At 70.8% G+C, this 19,084-nt stretch carries 22 protein-coding genes; 14 read left to right on the forward strand and 8 right to left on the reverse strand.

Annotation, left to right across the window (positions count from 1 at the left end; all coding sequences use genetic code 11):
• Positions 1 to 615: 615 nt before the first annotated feature.
• Genes F603_RS0108410 through F603_RS0108420 form a run of 3 tightly spaced genes read right to left on the reverse strand, consistent with a single transcriptional unit; the run spans position 616 to position 4,317 of the window.
• A complete protein-coding gene (locus tag F603_RS0108410) occupies positions 616 to 1,614 on the reverse strand; it encodes a glycosyltransferase family 2 protein (RefSeq protein ID WP_019545568.1) in 999 nt (332 codons plus the stop codon).
• Positions 1,611 to 3,281, reverse strand: coding sequence for a carbamoyltransferase family protein (locus F603_RS0108415; RefSeq protein WP_019545569.1), 1,671 nt, complete (start codon positions 3,279 to 3,281; stop codon positions 1,611 to 1,613). The genes F603_RS0108410 and F603_RS0108415 overlap by 4 nt, the downstream gene beginning before the upstream one ends.
• Before the next feature lie 46 nt (positions 3,282 to 3,327).
• Complete coding sequence (locus tag F603_RS0108420) at positions 3,328 to 4,317, reverse strand: NAD-dependent epimerase/dehydratase family protein (RefSeq protein ID WP_019545570.1); 990 nt, start codon at positions 4,315 to 4,317, stop codon at positions 3,328 to 3,330.
• 413 nt (positions 4,318 to 4,730) lie between these two features.
• Here F603_RS0108420 and F603_RS31855 point away from each other — a divergent pair, with 413 nt between their 5' ends.
• From F603_RS31855 to F603_RS0108455, 7 genes are all read left to right on the forward strand, one after another.
• Positions 4,731 to 6,113, forward strand: coding sequence for an MFS transporter (locus F603_RS31855; RefSeq protein WP_019545571.1), 1,383 nt, complete (start codon positions 4,731 to 4,733; stop codon positions 6,111 to 6,113).
• A 101-nt stretch (positions 6,114 to 6,214) separates the two neighbouring features.
• On the forward strand, positions 6,215 to 6,406 hold the full coding sequence (locus F603_RS0108430; protein ID WP_019545572.1) for a DUF2795 domain-containing protein: 192 nt from the start codon (positions 6,215 to 6,217) through the stop codon (positions 6,404 to 6,406).
• Positions 6,407 to 6,479: 73 nt separating this feature from the next.
• A complete protein-coding gene (locus tag F603_RS0108435; protein WP_019545573.1) occupies positions 6,480 to 7,391 on the forward strand; it encodes a glycosyltransferase family 2 protein in 912 nt (303 codons plus the stop codon).
• Entirely contained in the window at positions 7,388 to 8,311 is a 924-nt protein-coding gene (locus tag F603_RS0108440) for a glycosyltransferase family 2 protein (RefSeq protein WP_019545574.1), read from the forward strand. The genes F603_RS0108435 and F603_RS0108440 overlap by 4 nt, the downstream gene beginning before the upstream one ends.
• 131 nt (positions 8,312 to 8,442) lie before the next feature.
• A complete protein-coding gene (gene panD, locus F603_RS0108445; RefSeq protein ID WP_019545575.1) occupies positions 8,443 to 8,883 on the forward strand; it encodes an aspartate 1-decarboxylase in 441 nt (146 codons plus the stop codon).
• Between the two features lie 100 nt (positions 8,884 to 8,983).
• Positions 8,984 to 9,442: a hypothetical protein gene (locus tag F603_RS0108450; protein WP_158678623.1), complete on the forward strand. Its 459-nt coding sequence runs from the start codon at positions 8,984 to 8,986 to the stop codon at positions 9,440 to 9,442.
• A gap of 290 nt (positions 9,443 to 9,732) precedes the next feature.
• Positions 9,733 to 10,032 (forward strand): VOC family protein, encoded by a 300-nt coding sequence (locus tag F603_RS0108455; RefSeq protein ID WP_019545576.1) that lies wholly within the window; start codon positions 9,733 to 9,735, stop codon positions 10,030 to 10,032.
• Positions 10,033 to 10,142: 110 nt separating this feature from the next.
• On the opposite strand, the gene F603_RS35045 is transcribed toward F603_RS0108455, so the two are convergent.
• Together F603_RS35045 and F603_RS35765 are read right to left on the reverse strand one after the other, a co-directional pair.
• Positions 10,143 to 10,307, reverse strand: a complete 165-nt coding sequence (locus tag F603_RS35045) for a hypothetical protein (RefSeq protein WP_019545577.1) — start codon at positions 10,305 to 10,307, stop codon at positions 10,143 to 10,145.
• Between the two features lie 282 nt (positions 10,308 to 10,589).
• Entirely contained in the window at positions 10,590 to 10,784 is a 195-nt protein-coding gene (locus F603_RS35765; RefSeq protein WP_037955632.1) for a hypothetical protein, read from the reverse strand.
• Between the two features lie 119 nt (positions 10,785 to 10,903).
• On the opposite strand from F603_RS35765, the gene F603_RS0108475 reads away from it, so the two are divergent.
• Genes F603_RS0108475 through F603_RS35055 form a run of 4 tightly spaced genes read left to right on the forward strand, consistent with a single transcriptional unit; the run spans position 10,904 to position 12,908 of the window.
• A complete protein-coding gene (locus F603_RS0108475) occupies positions 10,904 to 11,653 on the forward strand; it encodes a helix-turn-helix domain-containing protein (RefSeq protein WP_026328245.1) in 750 nt (249 codons plus the stop codon).
• A complete protein-coding gene (locus F603_RS0108480; RefSeq protein ID WP_019545580.1) occupies positions 11,650 to 12,120 on the forward strand; it encodes an NUDIX domain-containing protein in 471 nt (156 codons plus the stop codon). Before F603_RS0108475 ends, F603_RS0108480 begins: the two co-directional genes overlap by 4 nt.
• Before the next feature lie 30 nt (positions 12,121 to 12,150).
• Complete coding sequence (locus F603_RS35050; RefSeq protein ID WP_158678625.1) at positions 12,151 to 12,396, forward strand: hypothetical protein; 246 nt, start codon at positions 12,151 to 12,153, stop codon at positions 12,394 to 12,396.
• A complete protein-coding gene (locus F603_RS35055) occupies positions 12,393 to 12,908 on the forward strand; it encodes a hypothetical protein (protein ID WP_158678626.1) in 516 nt (171 codons plus the stop codon). The genes F603_RS35050 and F603_RS35055 overlap by 4 nt, the downstream gene beginning before the upstream one ends.
• A gap of 377 nt (positions 12,909 to 13,285) precedes the next feature.
• Here F603_RS35055 and F603_RS0108485 read toward each other — a convergent pair whose 3' ends face one another.
• Positions 13,286 to 13,579, reverse strand: coding sequence for a GlsB/YeaQ/YmgE family stress response membrane protein (locus F603_RS0108485; protein ID WP_026328246.1), 294 nt, complete (start codon positions 13,577 to 13,579; stop codon positions 13,286 to 13,288).
• A gap of 141 nt (positions 13,580 to 13,720) precedes the next feature.
• Complete coding sequence (locus tag F603_RS0108490) at positions 13,721 to 14,536, reverse strand: NAD-dependent epimerase/dehydratase family protein (RefSeq protein WP_019545582.1); 816 nt, start codon at positions 14,534 to 14,536, stop codon at positions 13,721 to 13,723.
• 579 nt (positions 14,537 to 15,115) lie between these two features.
• On the opposite strand from F603_RS0108490, the gene F603_RS33435 reads away from it, so the two are divergent.
• The 3 genes from F603_RS33435 to F603_RS0108505 all read left to right on the forward strand — a co-directional run bounded on the left by F603_RS33435 (position 15,116) and on the right by F603_RS0108505 (position 17,479).
• Complete coding sequence (locus tag F603_RS33435) at positions 15,116 to 15,424, forward strand: hypothetical protein (RefSeq protein ID WP_019545583.1); 309 nt, start codon at positions 15,116 to 15,118, stop codon at positions 15,422 to 15,424.
• 207 nt (positions 15,425 to 15,631) lie between these two features.
• Positions 15,632 to 16,774, forward strand: coding sequence for a TerD family protein (locus tag F603_RS0108500; RefSeq protein WP_019545584.1), 1,143 nt, complete (start codon positions 15,632 to 15,634; stop codon positions 16,772 to 16,774).
• A gap of 384 nt (positions 16,775 to 17,158) precedes the next feature.
• Positions 17,159 to 17,479: a DUF952 domain-containing protein gene (locus F603_RS0108505; protein WP_019545585.1), complete on the forward strand. Its 321-nt coding sequence runs from the start codon at positions 17,159 to 17,161 to the stop codon at positions 17,477 to 17,479.
• Between the two features lie 10 nt (positions 17,480 to 17,489).
• Here F603_RS0108505 and F603_RS0108510 read toward each other — a convergent pair whose 3' ends face one another.
• Positions 17,490 to 19,007 carry an MFS transporter gene (locus tag F603_RS0108510; protein ID WP_019545586.1) on the reverse strand — a complete coding sequence of 506 codons (1,518 nt, stop codon included), beginning with the start codon at positions 19,005 to 19,007 and terminating at the stop codon, positions 17,490 to 17,492.
• Positions 19,008 to 19,084 lie beyond the last annotated feature (77 nt).

Consider the following 19,084-nt stretch of genomic DNA (forward strand, 5'->3'; position numbering starts at 1 on the left):
CGGAACCCGGAGGGCGGCTCGTGACGGAAGACAACGGGTGCACACCGTCAAGTGAGGCGCGGCGTTGCGGCGTTGACCCATCAGACGCGGCTCCTTCCGGCCGGCTCAAGACAGACGCCGCGAAGGACGCTCCCGCAAGTGAGGCGCGACACGGGGGACCCGACACCGCGGCGCCCGGCGCACGACTCAGGACAGACGGCCCTGGACGCGCGCGCACAAGCGGGATACGGAGCTGCGGAAACGTCGCACTCCACGCAACGTTCACCGGGCGGCCCGGAAGCGACGGCTCGTCGAGCACGCCTCCGAGCGGGTCGTGGCGGCCCGGATTCGACATGCCCGATGCGGCGCCCGGCGAGGGGGCGGACGGCCCGAAGCGCACACCCGCGAGTGGGACGCGGCACCGCGGAGTCGGCGCACACCAGTCGGCACCCACCGAGTGGTCTTGCGCGGAACCGCTCGCAAGTGGGGAGCGACGGCGCGCACTCGACACGCTCCACGCGGCACCCACCGGGCGGCTCCGGACGGACGCTCCGAGGTCGGCGCCCGCAAGCGGGCGGTGACACCGCGGAGTTGACCGTTCGCGGACCCCGTTCGGGTACCTCAGCGGGTGGCCGTTCATGTTCCCTCCTCGCGGGCGGGAAGCGGGCCCAGCCAGGCGCGGAGCCAGTGGAAGGAGGCGGCAGGGGGGATCAGCAGGCTGCTGAGCGCCATCGTCAGCAACTCCTCGCGTTCGCACGGGCCCGGGCGGAGCCTTGCGCAGAGGAACTCGCCTGTGCCCAGTCCCCACACGCCGGCGCACGCCGCCGCCGTCCACGGCCTGCGGGCCGCCGCGGCGGCCAGCGCGCCCGCCGCTGCCGCCGTGGTGGCGAGGTGCCGGGGCAGCCGTCCGCGGCCGGCGCCCGCCCTGTGCCACCAGTCGCGGCCGTGAATTCTCGTCATGAGGACGTCGTCGGCATTGCCGCGCTGGGCACGTACCGAGACCCAGCGGTCGGCCGGGCGTACGGGGTGGAGGGTGCGCCGCTCGCCCTCGGCGAGCAGCCAGCCGTCGGCGAGCAGCCGGAGGGCGAGGTCGGCGTCTTCGCGGAAGGCGCGGCGGAACCGTTCGTCGAAGCCGCCGACGGCCGCCAGCGCGGAGCGCCGGTAGGCCATGTCCGCCGTGATCCAACGGGCCGTCGCCAGGCCGGCGGTGGAACGCTCCCAGTCGGTGGGCGCCCGGTCGTCGGGGAGCGGAACGCTGATACGTCCCTGGCTTCCGGCCACTCGCGCGTCGGCAGCGGCGGCGAGGTCGGCGGCGAGGCGGGCCGCCCAGTCGCGGCCGGGGAGGACGTCGTCGTCGAGGAAGGCGATCCACTCCTCCTCCGCGGCGCGCCACCCGACGTTGCGGGCGGCGGCGGGCCCGGCCGCGGCGCCGGGCACCACGGCGACGAGCGGGGCGAGCGCGGAGGGCACTTCGACGGGCAGCGGGCCGCACTCGCGCGGAGGGCGGTCGTCGACGAGTACGACGCGGCGGGGCGGCGGCCCTCCCGCCGCGGCGAGCGCGCGGAGGGTGGCGCTGAGCGAGGGCCGGCCGAGCGTCGGTACGACGACGGCGTACTCGGGCGCGGTACCGCTCATCGGCCTCGCCCTCCCTCGCCGCCCGCACGGTCGAAGAAGCCGGCACGCCGCACCACGTACGGGCCGAGGGCGAGGAGGTCCACGGGTGCGGAGCCGAAGCACTCCAGCGCGTCGCGCGGATCGTCCACCATCGGCCGACCGGCGGTGTTCAGGCTGGTGTTGACGACGACGGGCAGCCCGGTGAGCCGCTCGAACTCCTCCAGCATGCGAGCCAGGCGCGGCTCCCGGTCGCGGCCGACGGTCTGGATACGCGCAGTCCCGTCGGTGTGCACCACCGCAGGGATGCGGTCGAGCCACGCGGAACGCACCTCGTGCACGAAGAGCATGTACGGGCTCGGCAGCACGCCCTCGAAGATCTCCGGTGCCCGCTCCTCCCGCACCATCGGCGCCACCGGGCGGAACTGCTCGCGGCCCTTGACGTCGTTGAGGCGCTCCAGGTTGGCCGAGCGGCCCGGGTGCGCCAGCAGCGAGCGGTGGCCGAGCGCCCGGGGCCCGTACTCCGAACGCCCTTGGAACCAGGCGACGATCGCGTCGTCGGCGAGGGCACGGGCGACCTCTTCGCTCACGTCGTCCGGCTGCTCGAACGGCACCCCTGCACGGGTCAGCCAGTCGTGGAGCTCCGCGTCGCTCCACTGCCGTCCCAGGTCGGCGCCGCCCATCGGCGCGGTGGTCTCGCCGCCTGCCGCGGCGAACGCCAGAGCGCTGCCCAACGCGGTACCGGCGTCCCCGGCGGCCGGCTGCACCCAGACGTCGGCGAACGGGCCCTCGGCTGCCAGGCGCGCGTTGGCGACGCAGTTGAGCGCCACGCCCCCCGCCATGGTGAGCAGTTGGTCGTGGGTCCTGCCGTGCAGCCAGCGCGCCATGTCCAGCAGCGTGTCCTCCAGGCACCGCTGTGCGGAGGCGGCGAGGTCGGCGTGCTCCTGGGTCCACCCCTGTCCGGCCCGTGCCGGCGGGGCGAAGCTCTCCCAGGGGACGTCGCGCGCGACGAAGCCGCCGTCCTCGGTCGAGTGGACGTAGCGCGCGAGCTCGGAGGCCATCCGCGGCTTCCCGTAGGAGGCGAGCGCCATCACCTTGTACTCGTCGGAGGAGCGCAGGAACCCCAGGTGCTCAGTGAGCTCCTCGTAGACCAGCCCCAGGGAGTGCGGCAACTGCTGGCTGTGGAGCGGCTCCAGGACCGTGCCGCGCCTGCGCGCCGCCAGGTGCGAGGCCGACTCGCCGCGGCCGTCGACGACGAGCACCGAGGACCGCTCGGCGTCGGGCGCCGCGAAAGCGCCGGAGGCCGCGTGCGCCACGTGGTGCGGGACGAAGTGCACCTGGTCCGGCGTGAGCCCCGGCAGCGCCGAGCACAGGAACTCGGGTGCCTGGCGCGCGTAGGTGAGGCGCAGCGGGTCCCAGGGGTCGTCCAACTCCAGGTCGGCGGCGGGTTCGGCGAGCGAAGGGTCGAAGGAGTAGGCGACGGCGTCGATCTCCTCCGGCCGGAGCCCGGCCTCGGCGAGGCACCAGGACGCGGCTTCGGTGGGGAGCTCCCAGGCGGAGAACGGCACCGGCCGCTTGCCGTGCTTGCGGCGGGAAAACCTCTCCTCCTCGGCGGCGGCGACCGGCTGCCCGTCGACGAGGAGCGCGGCGGCCGGGTCGTGGAAGAGGGCGTTGATGCCGAGGACGCGCATGGCTGCCTTCTTTCGCCGGGATGGGGGCCGGATGCCGGACGACGGGTCAGGCGTCGGGGCGCTCCCGGAACCACTCGATGGTCCGTGCCAGGCCGTCGCGGGCCGTGACTTCCGGCTCCCACTGGAGCTTGCCCCTGGCCAGCGTGATGTCGGGGCAGCGCACGGCGGGGTCGTCGCCCGGCCGCTCCACGAAGCGCAACCCCGATCCCGAGCCGGTCAACTCCACGACGAGCCGGGCGAGTTCCCGCATCGTGATCTCGTCCGGATTCCCGATGTTGACCGGGCCGACCAGTTCGGAGCCGGCCATGGCGAGGACTCCGCGCACGGTGTCGTCGATGTAGGCGAGAGAGCGGGTCTGCAGCCCGTCGCCCGTGACGGTCAGGTCCTCGCCTGCGAGGGCCTGCCGGATGAAGGTGGGCACGGCCCGGCCGTCGTAGCCGCGCATGCGCGGACCGTAGGTGTTGAAGAGGCGGACGATGCCGACGTTGGTGCCGTGCACGCGGCCCTCCGCCATCGTCAGCGCCTCGCTGAACCGCTTGGCCTCGTCGTACATGCTGCGCGGGCCGACGGGGTTCACGTGGCCCCAGTAGCGCTCGTTCTGCGGGTGCTCCTGGGGATCGCCGTACGACTCGGACGTGGAGGCGTGGACGAGCCGGGCGCCGTGACGCCTGGCGAGGCGGAGCGCGTTGCGGGTGCCGGCGCTGCCTGTCTCCAGCGTGTGCAGCGGCATCCGCGCGTAGTCGGCGGGCGACGCGGGGGACGCGAGGTTGAGGACGAGGTCGGGCGGCCCGAACGACCCGGTGTCGGGCTCCTCCGTCGCCGCGGAGCGGCAGATGTCCGCCTCCGCGAGCGAGAAGCGCGGGTCCCCCAGGAGATGCGCCACGTTCTCCCGACTGCTCGTGCTGAAGTCGTCGAGGCAACTGACGGCGCAGTCCATGGCGAGCAGCGCGGTGCACACATGGGAGCCGACGAAACCGGCCCCGCCCGTGACGACTGCGTGCCGGAAACGCGGTATGCCGGCGGAGAGTACATCCATGGCTTTCCTTCGGTCACCGGACGAACCGGAAGCAGGAGCACTGGACTCGTTTTCAGCCTGAGCCACTGCGCGGAGGCCCGCAAACCGAGGAGGGGTCGGGCGATGCTCCCCGTGGTCGTACGGAGTGCGCGCCACCGCACGACTCCTCACGACGCGTGGCCGGGCGCTGTGCTGCGCGGTCAGTCAATCGACGGTGCGTGACGGGGAGTTGAAGGCCGCACTCGCTGTGAGCAAGGCAACGTACTCCCCTTTTCAGCAGGTCAGGACGGTGCGCGGGGGTTGCCTGCGGGGCTGCTCCGCGCCGGTCCCCTTGGCCGTCGGAGACCGTCTGTGAACATGGCTGAAGGCGACGTGCGGGCTTCCTCCGCGTGCGTCCCCCTTTTTCGCCCTTGTGCTCCCTTCCCGGTACTCCTATGCCTGCTCTTCTCCCTGCCGTCCGCAAGGGCGGCGGCCGTGGCGGCCGTTCCGAACGCAGCCCGTGGCGCTCCCTGCGCTACCCGAGCATGCGCTGGTGGTCGGCGGCGAACCTCGTCTCCAACGTCGGTACGTGGATGCAGCTCACGGTGCAGAACCTCCTGGTCCTGCAACTCACCGGCTCCGCCGCCACGACCGGTCTCTCCCTCGCCGTACAGGCCGCGCCCGGCCTGCTGCTGAGCCTCGTCGGCGGCAGCCTCGTCGACTCGTGGCCGCGCAAGATGACGGCCTCGGTGAGCCAGGCGCTCCTCGGCGTCGTCGCCTTCACGACGGCGGGGCTCGTCGCCTTCGACCTGCTGACCGTGCCGCTGCTGATGGTGCTCGCCGCCGTCACCGGTTCCATTGCCACCGTCGACAACCCCGCGTGCTCGCTGCTCGGCAACGACCTGGTGAAGCGGAAGGACGTGCCCTCGGCGATCTCGCTGGGCTCCGTCGTGCACAGCGCGGGCCGGCTGATCGGTACGGCGGCCGCGGGTGCGGCCGTCGCGTGGTTCGGCATGGCCTCGGCCTACCTGGCCAACGGGCTCTCCTTCGTGGCCGTCGCCGCCGTCATCCCGTTCCTCAAGCTCCAGCCCAAGGCCGAGCGGGACCCGCAGTCCGCCAAGGAGCACGCCGCCGCAGACGGGGCCCGAGCCGACGCCGCCAAGGGCGGCAAGCGGCCCCGGCTGGCCGGAGCGAGCCGTGAGGGCCTGGTCTACTTCGTGCGGAACCCCCGCCTCGTGGCGCTAGCGGCCATCACCGGTATCTCCGCGATCTTCGGCCGCAACTATCAGTTGACCCTCGCGGTGCTGGTGACAGGACCGCTCGCCGCCGGCGCCGGCTCCTTCAGTACGGTCTCGACCGTGCTCGCGGTCGGTGGCATGGTCGGTGCCGTCCTCGCCGGCTGCCTCCGCAAGCCCTCGGTGCAGCACGTCGCCTTGCTCGCCTCAGCGGGGGCGCTGCTCCAGGTGGTGACGGGCTTCTCGCCTTCGCTGCTGTTCCTGGTGCTGCTGGTGGCGCCGATGGCGGTCGTGGAGTCGATCTCCGACACCGCCGGCACGACCGTGCTCCAGACCGAGCCGCCCGCCCACCTGCGTGGCCGCGTCCTCGGCGTGTGGCGCAGTGCGAGCACCGGTTGGGGCCTCATCGGCCCGCCGCTGCTGGGTGCGCTGATGGAGTTCGCGGGCGCGCGGGCCGGGCTCGTCGTGGGTGGCCTCGCCATCGTCGTGGTGACCGGTGCGGCGCAACTCCTCCAGCGCCGTCCGCAGAAGCGGGGCGAGCGTTCCGCTCACGAAGCGCCCGAGACCCCCGAGGCGCTCGAAGCGGAACCGGTCGCCGCATGATCCACCGTGTGGCCTGCTGTTGCAGGCCACACGGGCGACTCTCACCATGGAGCGGACAGAAGCAGCATGACGGACGAATCCCTCTGCTTCCTGGAGGAACGATGGCCGAGACCAACCCCATCGAGGTACAGCAGGCTCTCAAGGGAGCCTCCTACCCGACCGACCGGCAGACCCTGGCCGACCTCGCCAGGAAGAACAAGGCGAGCGACCAGCTCGTCGACAAGCTCTCGCACCTGAAGAGCGACCGCATCGAGGGACCCGACCAGGTCGAGAAGGAGATGTTCCGGGGCTGACCCGGCACTCCGGACGGATGCGACCGACGGGCCCGGCGAGCGTCCGGGCCCGTCCGTCGGGAGCTGAGGCCCCATGCACGCACCCGCGTCCCGGCCAGGGCGGACCGCCGAAGGGCCGGACCTGCGCGACCGGTTGGGCGTCGTCATCGCCACCCGCGACCGACGCGACCGGCTCGCCCGCACCCTGGAGCACCTGCTGACCCTCCCCGAGCGGCCCCGCGTCCTGGTCGTGGACAACGCCTCGCAGGACGGAACGGCGGACCTGGTCCGCGACTCCTTCCCCGGCGTCGAACTGCTGCGGCTACCGACCAACTACGGGGCGCTCGCCAGGAACGAGGGCGTCCGCGCCCTGGACACCCCCTACGTCGCCTTCAGCGACGACGACTCGTGGTGGGAGCCGCACGCCCTCGCCACCGCGGTGGACCTGCTCGCTTCCCGCCCTGCCACGGGTCTGCTCGCCGCCGCCGTCACCGTGGACCCGGACGGTGCGCCCGACCCGCTCAACACGGTCCTCGCCGGCTCGCCGCTGGGCCCCGGCGCGATCGCGCGGAGCCGCAAGGTGCTCGGCTTCCTCGGCTGCGCCGCCGTCGCCCGCCGTCGGGCCTTCCTCGACGTCGGCGGGTACCACCCCCTCCTCTTCTTCGGAGCCGAGGAGACGCTCCTCGCCTACGACCTCGCGGCCGCCGGCTGGGAGGTCGTCCACTCCCCCGAGGTGGTGGCACGCCACGCCCCCGGCGCGGCACCCCGTCCGGGGCGCCGCGCGCTGGTGCGCCGCAACGAGGTGCTCATCGCCTGGCTCCGACGCCCGTTGCGCACGGCCGCGCGCCGCACCACCGCCCTCTGCGCCGCGGCCGTCCACGATCGCCAGGACCGCCGGGCCGTCCTGGCCCTGCTCCCCCGTCTGCCGAAGGCCCTGCTGCTGCGGCGCCCGCTGCCGCCCGACGTCGAGGAAGCCGCCCGCCTCGTGGAGGCGACGCCCGCGTGAACGCGCGTGCGCCGGACGGCGACCGACCGGACGACCGCGTGACGGTCGTCGTCATCACGCGCAACCGCCGCGACGAACTCCTCCGCACGCTCGGCCACTTGGCCCGGCTGCCGGAGCGCCCGCCGGTGATCGTCGTGGACAACCTCTCCTCCGACGGGACACCCCACGCGATCCGCGCCGCGCACCCCGACGTGGCGGTCCTGGAGCCGCGGCGCAACACCGGCGCCGTGGGGCGCAACCTCGCCGTCCGCCACGTCACCACGCCCTACGTGGCGTTCTGCGACGACGACTCGTGGTGGGAGCCCGGCTCCCTGCGGGCGGCCGCCGACCTGCTCGACGGCTGTACGGCGCTGGCGGGGGTCGTGGCACGCATCGTCGTCGAACCCGAGGGCGTGGAGGACCCCGTCGTCGACGAGTTGCGCAACTCGCCCGTGCCAGGGCCCGGTTGGCTGCCGGGGCCTGCGCTCGGCTCGTTCCTCGCCGCCGCCACGTGCCTGCGCGTCTCCGCGTTCCGGGCAGCGGGCGGGTTCGACGCGCGGCTGTGGCTCGGGGGCGAGGAGGAGCTGCTCGCCACCGATCTCGCCGTGGCCGGCTGGTGGCTGTGCTTCGCCGAGTCGCTCGTCGTCCACCATGCGCCGTCGCACGTCCGCGATACGACGGGGCGGCGTGTGGACGGGCTGCGGAACACCCTCTGGTACACCTGGCTGCGGCGTCCGCTTCCGGCCGCGATGCGGCGCACCTGGTACCTGCTGCGCACCGTTCCGCGCGACGGGGCGTCCCTCCGCGCCTTCGCCGAGGCCGCTGCCGGACTGCCGTGGCTCGTGACCGACCGCCGGCCCGTACCCGCCGAGGTCGAGCGCCGCCTGGCCGTTCTCGACGAGGCCCAACGGCGCTCCACGGCCCGCCAGTACACCGGCTGACCTGGGGCGGCGCGGTGCGGGGCGAGTGGCGCCGCGGAGGGGCCGACCGGGGGCACGGCTCGCTGTACAGTTGAGCGGAAGCCCTTGACCTGCACAAATGCAGGCAGGGAGCCCACACTTCTGGAGTTGCGATGCTGCGCACCATGTTCAAGTCGAAGGTCCACCGCGCCACCGTGACCGAGGCCGACCTGCACTACGTCGGCTCCGTCACCGTCGACGCGACGCTGATGTCCGCCGCCGACCTGCTCCCCGGCGAGCTGGTGCACATCGTCGACATCACCAACGGGGCCCGGCTGGAGACGTACGTCATCGAGGGCCAGCCCGGCTCGGGGGTCATCGGCATCAACGGAGCGGCCGCTCACCTGGTCCACCCCGGGGACCTGGTGATCCTGATGAGCTACGCGCAGGTGGACGACGCCGAGGCGCGGTCGCTGAAGCCGCGGGTCGTCCACGTCGACGGGGCCAACCGCATCGTCGGGCTCGGCTCCGACGCGTCCGAACCCGTCCCCGGCGGAGAGGCGCGGCGCAGTCCGCACGCCGTCGGCGCGGGGCTCGAACACCCGGCGGGCTGAGCGCGAGCGGGCGCGTCCGGAGGAATCGGCGCCGCGTCCGCGCGCGAGGTGACTTCCGTGCAGGGCGTGTCCTGGAACGCCCGCCGGGGGTTCTCCTTGCATGCGTCATGCGATCCCTCTGCTCGCCGTCCCCCTGCTCCTCGCCGCCTGTACGACGGTCGACGGGCGCGGAAGCGCCCCGCGCCCTGAGGAGCGCCGCAACACCCCTTCCGCATCGTCGCGTTCGGTCCCCCAGCGGACGGAGAGGGCCGGCGTGCCAGAGGCGAGCGCCGAGGCCCCGGGGCTCGCAGCGAGCACGGAGCCGCCCCGCACCGACGGCTCGAACCCGCGGCAGCGCCACGCTACGCGCCCGCGCGACCCGGAGCCCGACCGTCGCGAGCCCGCCGCGCCGCAGCCCGCGCCCGAGGCGGAGGCGGAGCCCGAGGCGGAGGCGCCCTCACCGCCGGGACCGCGGGTGTCCGCGCGGCCGTCCTCGGAGATCGCGCACCTCTGCGAGTTGGGGCGCGACGGCGCCGTCGGGCCCGACGTCGTCGCCGCCTGCCGTCGACACTACGGGTGACCGGACGCCGCCGGCTTCCTGAACGTGGTCAACGGTGCGCGTTTTCCTGCGGGTTGGGCCGCTCTGCGGTGGCCGAATCCACGCGGGACGGGCGTGGGGGCGCTGCGTGTCGCCACTCGTCGAGCCTCGTGAGAGCCCGCCCCGCCGCGTCGGACAAGCCGGCTGTTCAACGGCGCTTGGGCACAGGCGCATACGGAGGCCGGGACGCGCGGGGAAAGGACAAGACCCGTGGCGGAGCGCATGGTCTTCATGCATGCTTCGCCGCATGGTTTCTTCGGTGGAGAAACGCGGTGGTCGACTGTGCAGACGCCTACGGGCTGGCTCAGTTCCGGAGCACGGTGACGGGCTGCCCTGTGCACCCGGGCGACCCGGAGGTGCCGCTACCGCTCCCCGAGGGGCCTGCGCTCGTCTTCATCCAGGTCCCCGAGCCGAAGACCGTCAAGAACCGGCTCCACCCGTGCCTGCGTCCCTCCGCCTCGAGGGAGGAGGAGGTGGAGCGGCTGGTCGCTTCCCTCGTCGCCGACCGCCGGGAGCCTGACTCGGGATGGGCGGTCCTCTCGGATCTGAACGCTTCTAACTACCGGTTCTAGAGTAGCGGACCTGTCCGCCCAGGTCAGCGGGTATGCGGAGGCCCCGACCATGCGCCACGGGCGCAGCACACGGACGGGGCCGGTTGTACCCCTCACAGCCGGGCTGTCCGTCACCGGTCGTGAAGGGTGGCTTCTCCGTTGAGCTTGGCGCGCATCCGGGCCAGGAGGTCAAGCTTCGCTTCGCCTTGCTTGCACGTGGCAGCGTCGTCCTTGTCGGAAAGGCTTCCGCCCTTCACGCTGCCCTTCGGCGGTCTCTTCCGGCCTGGCTTCGTCATCACATGTTCCCTGTCAGCGCGGCAGTGATGATGAGGCCGCACAGCGCCGCTGAGCCCATGACGAACGTCAGCCACGCGATACGGCCCACAAACCGTTTCACCATCGGATTGGCTCCCTCTTCCCGCCCGCACACACGGGGCACGCCACTTTGAAAGAGCCCCGGCACGTACGGCACCCGAAGAACCCGCAGCAGTCGGGACACCAGATCTCCCGCCAACCCGCACAGCACCCGCAGTACGACTGCACGGGCGCAGGGGGAGGCGCTTCCGGGGCGACGGTCACTAGTGCCCCTCCGGGTGCCTTCGGATGAACACGTTGCAGTCGCTGACCGTCGTTCCGTCTCCGCTGGCACGCGCCCAGTCCCGCACCTTGGCAAGCTCCACGCACCCAGGGCAGTCCGCTACTGGCGTCGGCTCAGGGGCAGCGCTGTACGGCAGCTCAACCGGCGTTGTGCTGAATCTCGTTGGCTCCGTCATGTGGCTGAGGATCGGGCGCGTCAGCGGGACGGGGGAACCACGTACGTTTCCCACTTCGGGACGTCCCAAGGCGGGTACAACGTCCCTAGCAACGTCCAACGTGCGGGGTGACACTGAGCATGCAGAACGAGCGCCTACGAGCCGTCATAGCAGCAGGGGGATGGACTCACGCCGACCTAGCCAACGCAACAGGGGTCGATCCCAAGAGCGTTGAACGGTGGGTCAACCTGGGGCGCACGCCAAGGCGGGGCACTGCCCTCAAGGCAGCCGAAGCACTAGGGGAAGACGTGCATGCACTCTGGCCAGCACTCCGGCAGGCACGCGCAGCAAGAGCAGTGAGTCCCGAATTGGTCGCGCTGTACGACCAGCGGGCGGACCTTCCCGTTTCCACCTTCGTTGACCTCTTCGCACAGGCACAGAAGCGCATTGACGTACTCGTGTACGCCGCTGTGTTCATCCATGAGGCGTATCCGCGCTTGAATGACCTTCTCCGTGAGCGCGTGGCCGAAGGGTGTTCCGTGCGAATCGCCATAGGCGACGCGGACAGCGAGAATGTCCAACAGCGCGGCAGGGAAGAGAAGTTCGGACACGGCATTGAATCGCGCTGCCGTCTCGCCGTTATGCACTACCGACCATTGCTCAGCGTGCCGGGGGTCGAACTCCGTACGCACTCAACCACGCTCTACAACTCCATCTATCGCGCTGACGATCAGATGTTGGTCAACGCGCACTTGTGGGGTGTGAACGCCTACGGAGCGCCTGTGTGGCATCTCCGGCGGCACAGCGAAGGCGGGATGTTCGACAGCTACGCCCGGAGCTTTGAAGCCGTCTGGGACACAGCACAGCCGGTACAGGAAGGCACTCAGTGAGCCGCAGAGAGTTCTATGACGACCCGAACGCACCGGAGCCCAACAGTCTCGTCGTAGCGGCCTCAGCGGTCGTCGCGGATGCCGAGGGGCGCATTCTCTTGCAGCGGCGGACGGATAACGACCTATGGGCGCTGCCGGGGGGCGGGATGGAGATGACCGACTCATTGCCCGGTACGGCCGTGCGAGAGACGAAGGAAGAGACCGGCCTTGATGTAGAGATCACGGGGCTTGTCGGCACGTACACGGACCCCCGGCACATCATTGCCTACAGCGATGGGGAAGTGCGGCGGCAGTTCAACGTGTGCTTCACGGCGCGAGTCGTCGGCGGACAGCTAGCCATTTCGGATGAGTCCAAGGAACTGCGGTTCGTGGCACCGGAAGATATTGACGCGCTTTCCATGCATCACACTCAGCGGCTCCGGCTGACGCACTTCCTAGAACAGCACACGACTCCGTATCTCGGATAGATCAGAACGCATACAAGGCGGAGTGTACCTATGAGTGAAACGACGCTTGCGCTGGTTGCAATCATCATCTCTGTCGTGGTTGGAGCAGTGACCTTCGCCTACACACACCAGCAGATGAAGAAGGCAAGAAGAGCTAACGCGCTGACCGAGAAAGCACAGCAGGAACAAGTTCAGCCGTATGTGGTGGCTGATATCCGCGAAACCGTGCCAGGGTCGCATGTGTTCACTTTGTCATTGAGAACACCGGGCCAACCATGGCGCGGGACGTGCAGGTGACAGTTGACCCGCGCCTTCGGACAACGCTCGGGGACGACATTGAGGAAACTCGCAACATTGAGGAAACTCTAAATGCTGCGGCGAGCCGGGAGATTTCCGTACTGCCACCTGGGCGCAAGCTGGTTTTCCTAATGGACAACGGACATGAGTTCTTCGCCTCCGATCTGCCGCGCCGGTACACGGTAACTGTGAAGTCATCGGGGCCTTTCGGGGCGATTGAGCCACTGACGTACGTCATTGACCTTGCCGTTCTCGAACACTCGCTACTGAACACAGATTTTCTGGAGTGGAGTATGCGCACACTCGCCAAGGAATCCGTAAAGCAAAGGAAGGCACACGAGAAGCAAGCGACCGCCACAGCCAATCTCTTCCGAACGCTGACGCGTGAGCTGAGGGCTTGGCGCAGCGGTCAGCAGGAAGTCGACCAGTCAGGCAGGCGCCCGGAAATCAACCCGCCGGATGATGCTTGCAGCAGGGCGCACACCTCCGCTCACGACGACCCCTCCGGATGACGGAGCGACCTACTCGGCGCCGAGGCAACCGAGTTGGCCGGATACCGCGAGCCCCGAGGGACCCCGGGAGGCATCTCGGGCGCCGGGCCACCCGCACCGTCCGTACCGCGGAGACTCCCTGCGCGGGCGTCTCCGGGTTGCCCCGGCCCGCGTCCGCGAAGAACTCCGAGCCCGATAGGCGGAACGCACCCGCTTGGTGGCAACACGCCACCGCCCTTGTGCGCGGCGTACGCCGCCGAATGCAGCCACCTGTCGAAGCGAAGCTCCGACCCGGCGCGGGCTCAGCCGAGTTGGCCGGGGCGAGGCGGAAGCCGCGGCTCTTTGCCCCCGGACTCCACCCGCCCGCCCAGCTTCCCGCGGCAGCCCCCGTGTGCGTCCTACCTGCGTCCGCGGGAGTGGCCGAAGAGGAGGCGGTACGCGATCAGGAGGACCAGAGAGCCCGCCACGGCGGCGACCCACATCGCCGGGTCGACGAAGTTGTTCTCGATCGGGCGGTCGAGGAAAGTCGACGAAAGCCATCCGCCGACGAAGGCTCCGGCAACGCCGATGAGGATGGTTCCCACGATGCCGCCCGGGTCGCGCCCGGGCAGCAGAATTTTGGCCACGGTGCCCGCGATGAGCCCGAGGAGTATCCAGCTGACGATCGAGGACCCGGCAAGGTCCGAGAGCAGCGAGTCGGCGTCCGAGCCGGAGTCTGCGACATGTGCGGCTGCGATGAGCATGGTGGTGAGGGCCCTCCCCGTGTGATCAGTTGCCACCCCATCATGCCTGCTTGGCCTAGGGCGAGCAGCCCCGGTCCGGGACGGCCGTGGTCAATGCGGCCAGATCGGCGGATCGGTGCAGAAGTGCCCGCCCAGGTTCGCAGAGGCCGGGTCGTCGGGGTCCAACTCGCCCTCCCGGGCCAGGAGTTCCGGTGCGTACGCCTCGGAGTCGTCCTGCGGCTCGTATCCGAGGGCGCGTGCCGGGCCGAGGTCCCACCACAGGCGAGTGTTGGCGGACGAGCCGTAGACGACGGTATGGCCGACGCCCTCCGCTGTGAGGGCCGCGTGGACGAGACGGGCGCCGTCGGCGGGGCTCAGCCAGAGCGAGAGCATCCGGACGGATGTCGGGCGCGGGAAGCAGGAGCCGATACGGAGCGAGACGGTCTCGATGCCGTGCAGGTCGTGATAGAGCTGCGCGAGGTCCTCGCAGAAGGACTTGGAGAGCCCGTAGTAGGTGTCGGGGCGGTGGGGCACGGCGACCCGGATGAGCGGGGCGTCGCCCGTCGGTCTCGGTGTGAAGCCCACGGCGTGGTTGGAGGAGGCGAGAACGACGCGGTCCACGCCGACCCTGCGTGCCGCCTCGTAGAGTCGCTGGGTAGCGAGGATGTTGGCGTGCAGGATCTTCTCGAACGTGGACTCCAGGGAGATCCCCGCGAGATGGACGACGGCGTCGACTCCGCGGACGGCCTCGTCCAGCTCCTGCTCGGAGGCGGCGGCCACATCGAGGGTGAGCGCTGCGGGTTCGCCCTCGACGGGTTCCAGGTCGAGGAGACGCAGCCGGTAGCCGTACTCGGGCAACAGCCCGCGCAGCAGCGTGCCGACGCCGCCTGCGGCACCCGTGAGCAGGACGGTGCGGGGTGAGGGCATGACCGGAGGCTCCGTCCGTAGCGCGTTCACATGCGGGAAAGCTAGAGAAGGGTGCCCGGAGCGTCAAGAAGTCCTTGAATACGGCGAGTTGGACCGACGCTGCGGTGCACGGCGACCCATCGTTTGCCTCCTGACCATTACCAACTACTCCCTTTGCGTGCCCGATTCAGGAGTGCGGACGAATGTCAGGGATGCGCACGGCCGCCGACTCGGCGCTCGACGGATCGGTCGATGCAGGACGGCCGTATCCGGCCAAGGAGCCGTCATGACCTCGGAACCACCGTCCTCGACGCACACGAAGTCCGCTGGCGCGGAAAGGTGAGCTGTGCACAGCCCGACCCGGCCGAGCAAGGTGCCGTGAAATGGTGGAAGTGGAGCGGCTGTTGGGCACGGAGACCGCGGGGCTCCTCTCCGAGTGGCGGCGGCGAGCCGCGGCGACGCTGCGTCACACGGTGACAGGGGCGGTGAGAGACGAGGCGACCGACGGCTTCGAGGTACTGCTCCACACCGACCCCGCGCCGCACCGGACCGGCGCCAACCCCGGTTCCCGACGCCGTCGCAGCCGCCGACGGCGCGGTCGTGCCGTGCACCGGAAGGGACGCAGGACGGGGCGCGGCCCTCACACCGTTCGTCCGGGCTGCGCAGGCGGCATGGTCGGACGGACTCGACGAGGCGGGCACCCGCGAGGCACCCGCCGACGGGCCACGTCGGACGGCACCCGTCATCGCTGCGAACCTCACCTCTGTGGCAGGACTGGGCGGCTCCCCGGAACGGCTCGACGCCGATGTTCGGCACGCACGAGCCCCCGGGACGACGGAACTCCGCTTCTACCACGCCGGATTGGCCTCCGATGCAGAACTGCGGCACCTCGCACGGACGCTCGACTGACCAGCGCCCGACGGGGACGGCCCGCACCGATGGACGACAGCGAAGGACCCCCGGGAAGCGCAGCCGTCGCAGCGCACGGCCGACCCTCCGCACCCCTCGGAGGGCGGCGACACGGACCGCCGCCGAGCCTGCAAGGGGCGAGCGACCGGCCGCCGACACGGTGCCACGGCAAAGGAACCGCAAAGGGTGATCGCTCGTTGGGCGGGCATGACGGCAATGACTCCTGGCTCCAACCTCCCGCTGCCGGCGCCCCGCGTGGCGGTGGAGGTCACTGCGCCCACTCGGCTCGACGTCTCCGGGCTGCTCCTCGGCGAGAGCGGCAAGGTCCGCTCCGACGCCGATTTCGTCTTCTACAACCAGCCCGAGGGCGCGGGCGTCCGACACACCTCCGGCGCCCAGGACACCATCACGGTGGACACCCAGGCCGTGCCCGCGGAGATCGACAAGGTCGTCGTCACGGCGAGCCTGGAAGGCGGTGCCGCCTTCTCCGGAGCCGAGCCAACGGCCACGCTGCGCGACGCGGGCAGCCAGCAGGTGCTCGCGACCTTCACCCCGCCCAGCCTCGGCGCGGAGACGGCGCTCGTCGTCGTCGAGCTCTACCGGCGGGGCGGCGCCTGGAAGGTGCGCGCCGTCGGCCAGGGGTACGCCAACGGGCTCGCCGGTATCGCCACCGACTTCGGCGTCGAGGTGGAGGAGCCCGCGACACCCGAGCCCGCGCCCGCCGCTGCGGCCCAGGCGCCGACCCCGCCCGCGCCCCAGGGCGGCAAGGTCAACCTCGACAAGGGCAAGGTGAGCCTCACCAAGAACCAGACAGTCTCGCTCGTCAAGGGCGGCGCCCCGCTCCTGACGACCGTCACCATGGGCCTCGGTTGGGAGCCGGCCTTCCGTCCCGGCAAACGGGGTGCGGACATCGACCTCGACGCGTCGGTGATCGCCTTCGACGCCAAGCGCGAGCCGATCGACGCCTGTTACTTCGGCAAGCTGATGATCCTCGACGGTGTCGTCCAGCACAGCGGGGACAACATGACCGGCGAAGGCGCGGGGGACGACGAGTCGATCACCGTGCATCTCGGCTCGGTGCCGCAGGAGGTGTGCGGCCTCGTCTTCACGGTGAACTCCTTCTCCGGGCAGAAGTTCACCGAGGTCGCCAAGGCGTACTGCCGGCTCCTCGACTCCGCGGGGAGCGAGGTCGTGCGCTTCGACCTCTCGCGGTCCGAGCCGCGCACCGGCGTACTGATGGCGAAAATGATCCGCCAGTTCTCCGGCGAGTGGGAGATGACCGCGCTCGGCGAGTACGTCGACGGAAGAAGCGTCAGCAGCATGGTGAAGCCGGCTTCCGCCGCGCTCTGACGCCTCGGGCGGTGCTGCTCCCCGCCACGGAGCCCGCAGGCACCGGGGAGCAGCACCCCGCATCAGCGCGACCGCCAACCCCAGCAGCACCCCGCCCCCGCACCGCACGGACAGGGCACACCACCTCGAACCCAAGGCCACGCCTTCGCACTTGAAGCGCATCGGACCCCACCTTCCCCCGTGACAACCGGCGCCCGCTCGACGGCAGGCACCTCAGAACGACCGAGCCCATCCTCACCCCCGCATCCTCCGCCACGCCCGGCCCGCAACCGCCGTTCACCCGACCGAATGCAAAACCACCCCGATCTCCCGGCCACCCCAGTCCCGAAGTGCCCCTGTCAACAGCGCAGTTGACGCCCTCCCTCGCTCCTCTACCCTCTTGCCATGACGGAGCTCTTGCACCTCACCGAACGCGGTATCTGGGAGGCGGCGCAGACCGCCGGCGTCTACCGACACTCGACGCGCGGCAGCTCGCTGGAGGAGGTCGGCTTCATCCACGCGTCGCTCCCCCGTCAACTCCCCACGGTGGCCGCGCTGTTGTACGGCTCCCCACCGGAGCGGGACGACCTCGTCGTCCTCGTCGTGGACGACCGGGGGCTCGACGTCCGGTACGAGGCTGCCGAGCCGGGCGGTGAGGAGTTCCCCCACCTCTACGGCCCGCTCCCCCTCGACGCCGTCCTCCGCGTCGAGCCCTGGCGCGGCTGAGCAGCCCCCGCTAACGCGCCCGCAGCAGCTCCCCGCTCGCCGCGGCCAGCCGGCGTGCCTCCTGCTCGGACTCGACCATCGGGGGCGAGCCCCGCAACGGCACCCCCGCGCTCTCCTTGAGGAACGCGACGGCGACGAGGCCGATGCACCCGCTCATCACGAGGTAGAACCCGGGGAGGAGCGTGAACCCCGTCGCGCTCACCAGCGACTGCGTGATCAGCGGCGTGGACCCGCCGAAGGCGGCGACGGAGAAGTTGAACCCGATACCCATCGCGGCGTAGCGGATCGTGGTGGGGAAGAGCGCGGGCAGCGTAGCGGCGGAGGGCCCGGCGAAGCCGGCGAGCAGGGTGGAGAGGATCAGCACGCCGATGAGCGGCAGCAACCACCCGTCCTGGCGCAGGAGTTCGAAAGCGGGCACGGCGAGGACGATCTGTGCGACGGCGGCCCACCGGTAGACCGCGCGCCGTCCCACCAGGTCGCTCAGTCGTCCCACGAAGACGATCAGCACGACGATCCACAGCATCCCGCAGAGCACCAGCACGTCGGCGGCGGTACTGGACCGCCCGAGATTCTCCGTCTGGTACGTCGGCAGGTACCCGGTGACCATGTAGTTGGTGACGTTGTAGAGGAGGACGAGGCCGATGCAGACGAGCAGCGGCCGCCACTGGCGCGTGACCACGTCGCGCAGCTCGCGCAGGCTGCCTCCGCCGCCCCCTGAGTTCTCCTGCTCGTCGAGCTTCCCCTGGAAGGCTGGCGAGTCCTCCAACTTCAGCCGCAGGTAGAGGCCGACGATGCCGAGCGGCCCGGCGAACCAGAACGGCACGCGCCAGCCCCAGGACATCATCTGCGCGTCGTCGAGCGTGAACTCCAGCACGGTGACGAACGCGGAGCCGAAGGCGTACCCGAAGAAGGTGCCGAGGTCGAGGAAGCTGCCGAGGAAGCCGCGGCGCCGGTCGGGCGCGTACTCGGCGACGAAGGTGGTGGCGCCGCCGTACTCGCCGCCCGTCGAGAAGCCCTGGAGCATCCGCGCGAAGAGCAGCAGCCCGGGCGCGACAATGCCGATGGAGGCGTAGGGCGGGATGAAACCGATCATGAAGGTGCCGAACGCCATCAGCAGCATGGTGGTGGCGAGCACCTTCTGGCGTCCGATGCGGTCCCCGAGCGGTCCGAAGAAGAGTCCGCCGAGTGGACGGACGACGAAGGCGGCGGCGAAGGTCGCGAAGGAGGAGATCACCTGTGCCGCCGAGGAGGCGTCGGGGAAGAAGACCTTGCCGATGGTGGCGGCGAGGTAGCTGTAGACGCCGAAGTCGAACCACTCCATGCAGTTGCCGATGGCCGAGGCACCGACCGCCCGCTTCAACATGGTCGGCTGGACGACGTGGACGTCATCCTCCTCCAGGGCCTTTCCGCTGCGGTCGACGCGCCGCTCCAGCTCGCCGCGCACCTGCGGGGACAGCGCAGCGGCGGCCCCGTCCCCACCGTCGGTTCCGCCCTCCCCCGCCGACGGGTTCCCGGGGTTCTCTGCCATCGAGTGCCTCACGCCCTTTACTCCGTGGCGCACCGCGAACACGACAGTGTGTCCGCATACGCACGCTTCGTCGGATT

Source organism: Streptomyces sulphureus DSM 40104 (assembly GCF_000381025.1).
GTDB classification, from domain to species: Bacteria; Actinomycetota; Actinomycetes; order Streptomycetales; family Streptomycetaceae; genus Streptomyces; species Streptomyces sulphureus.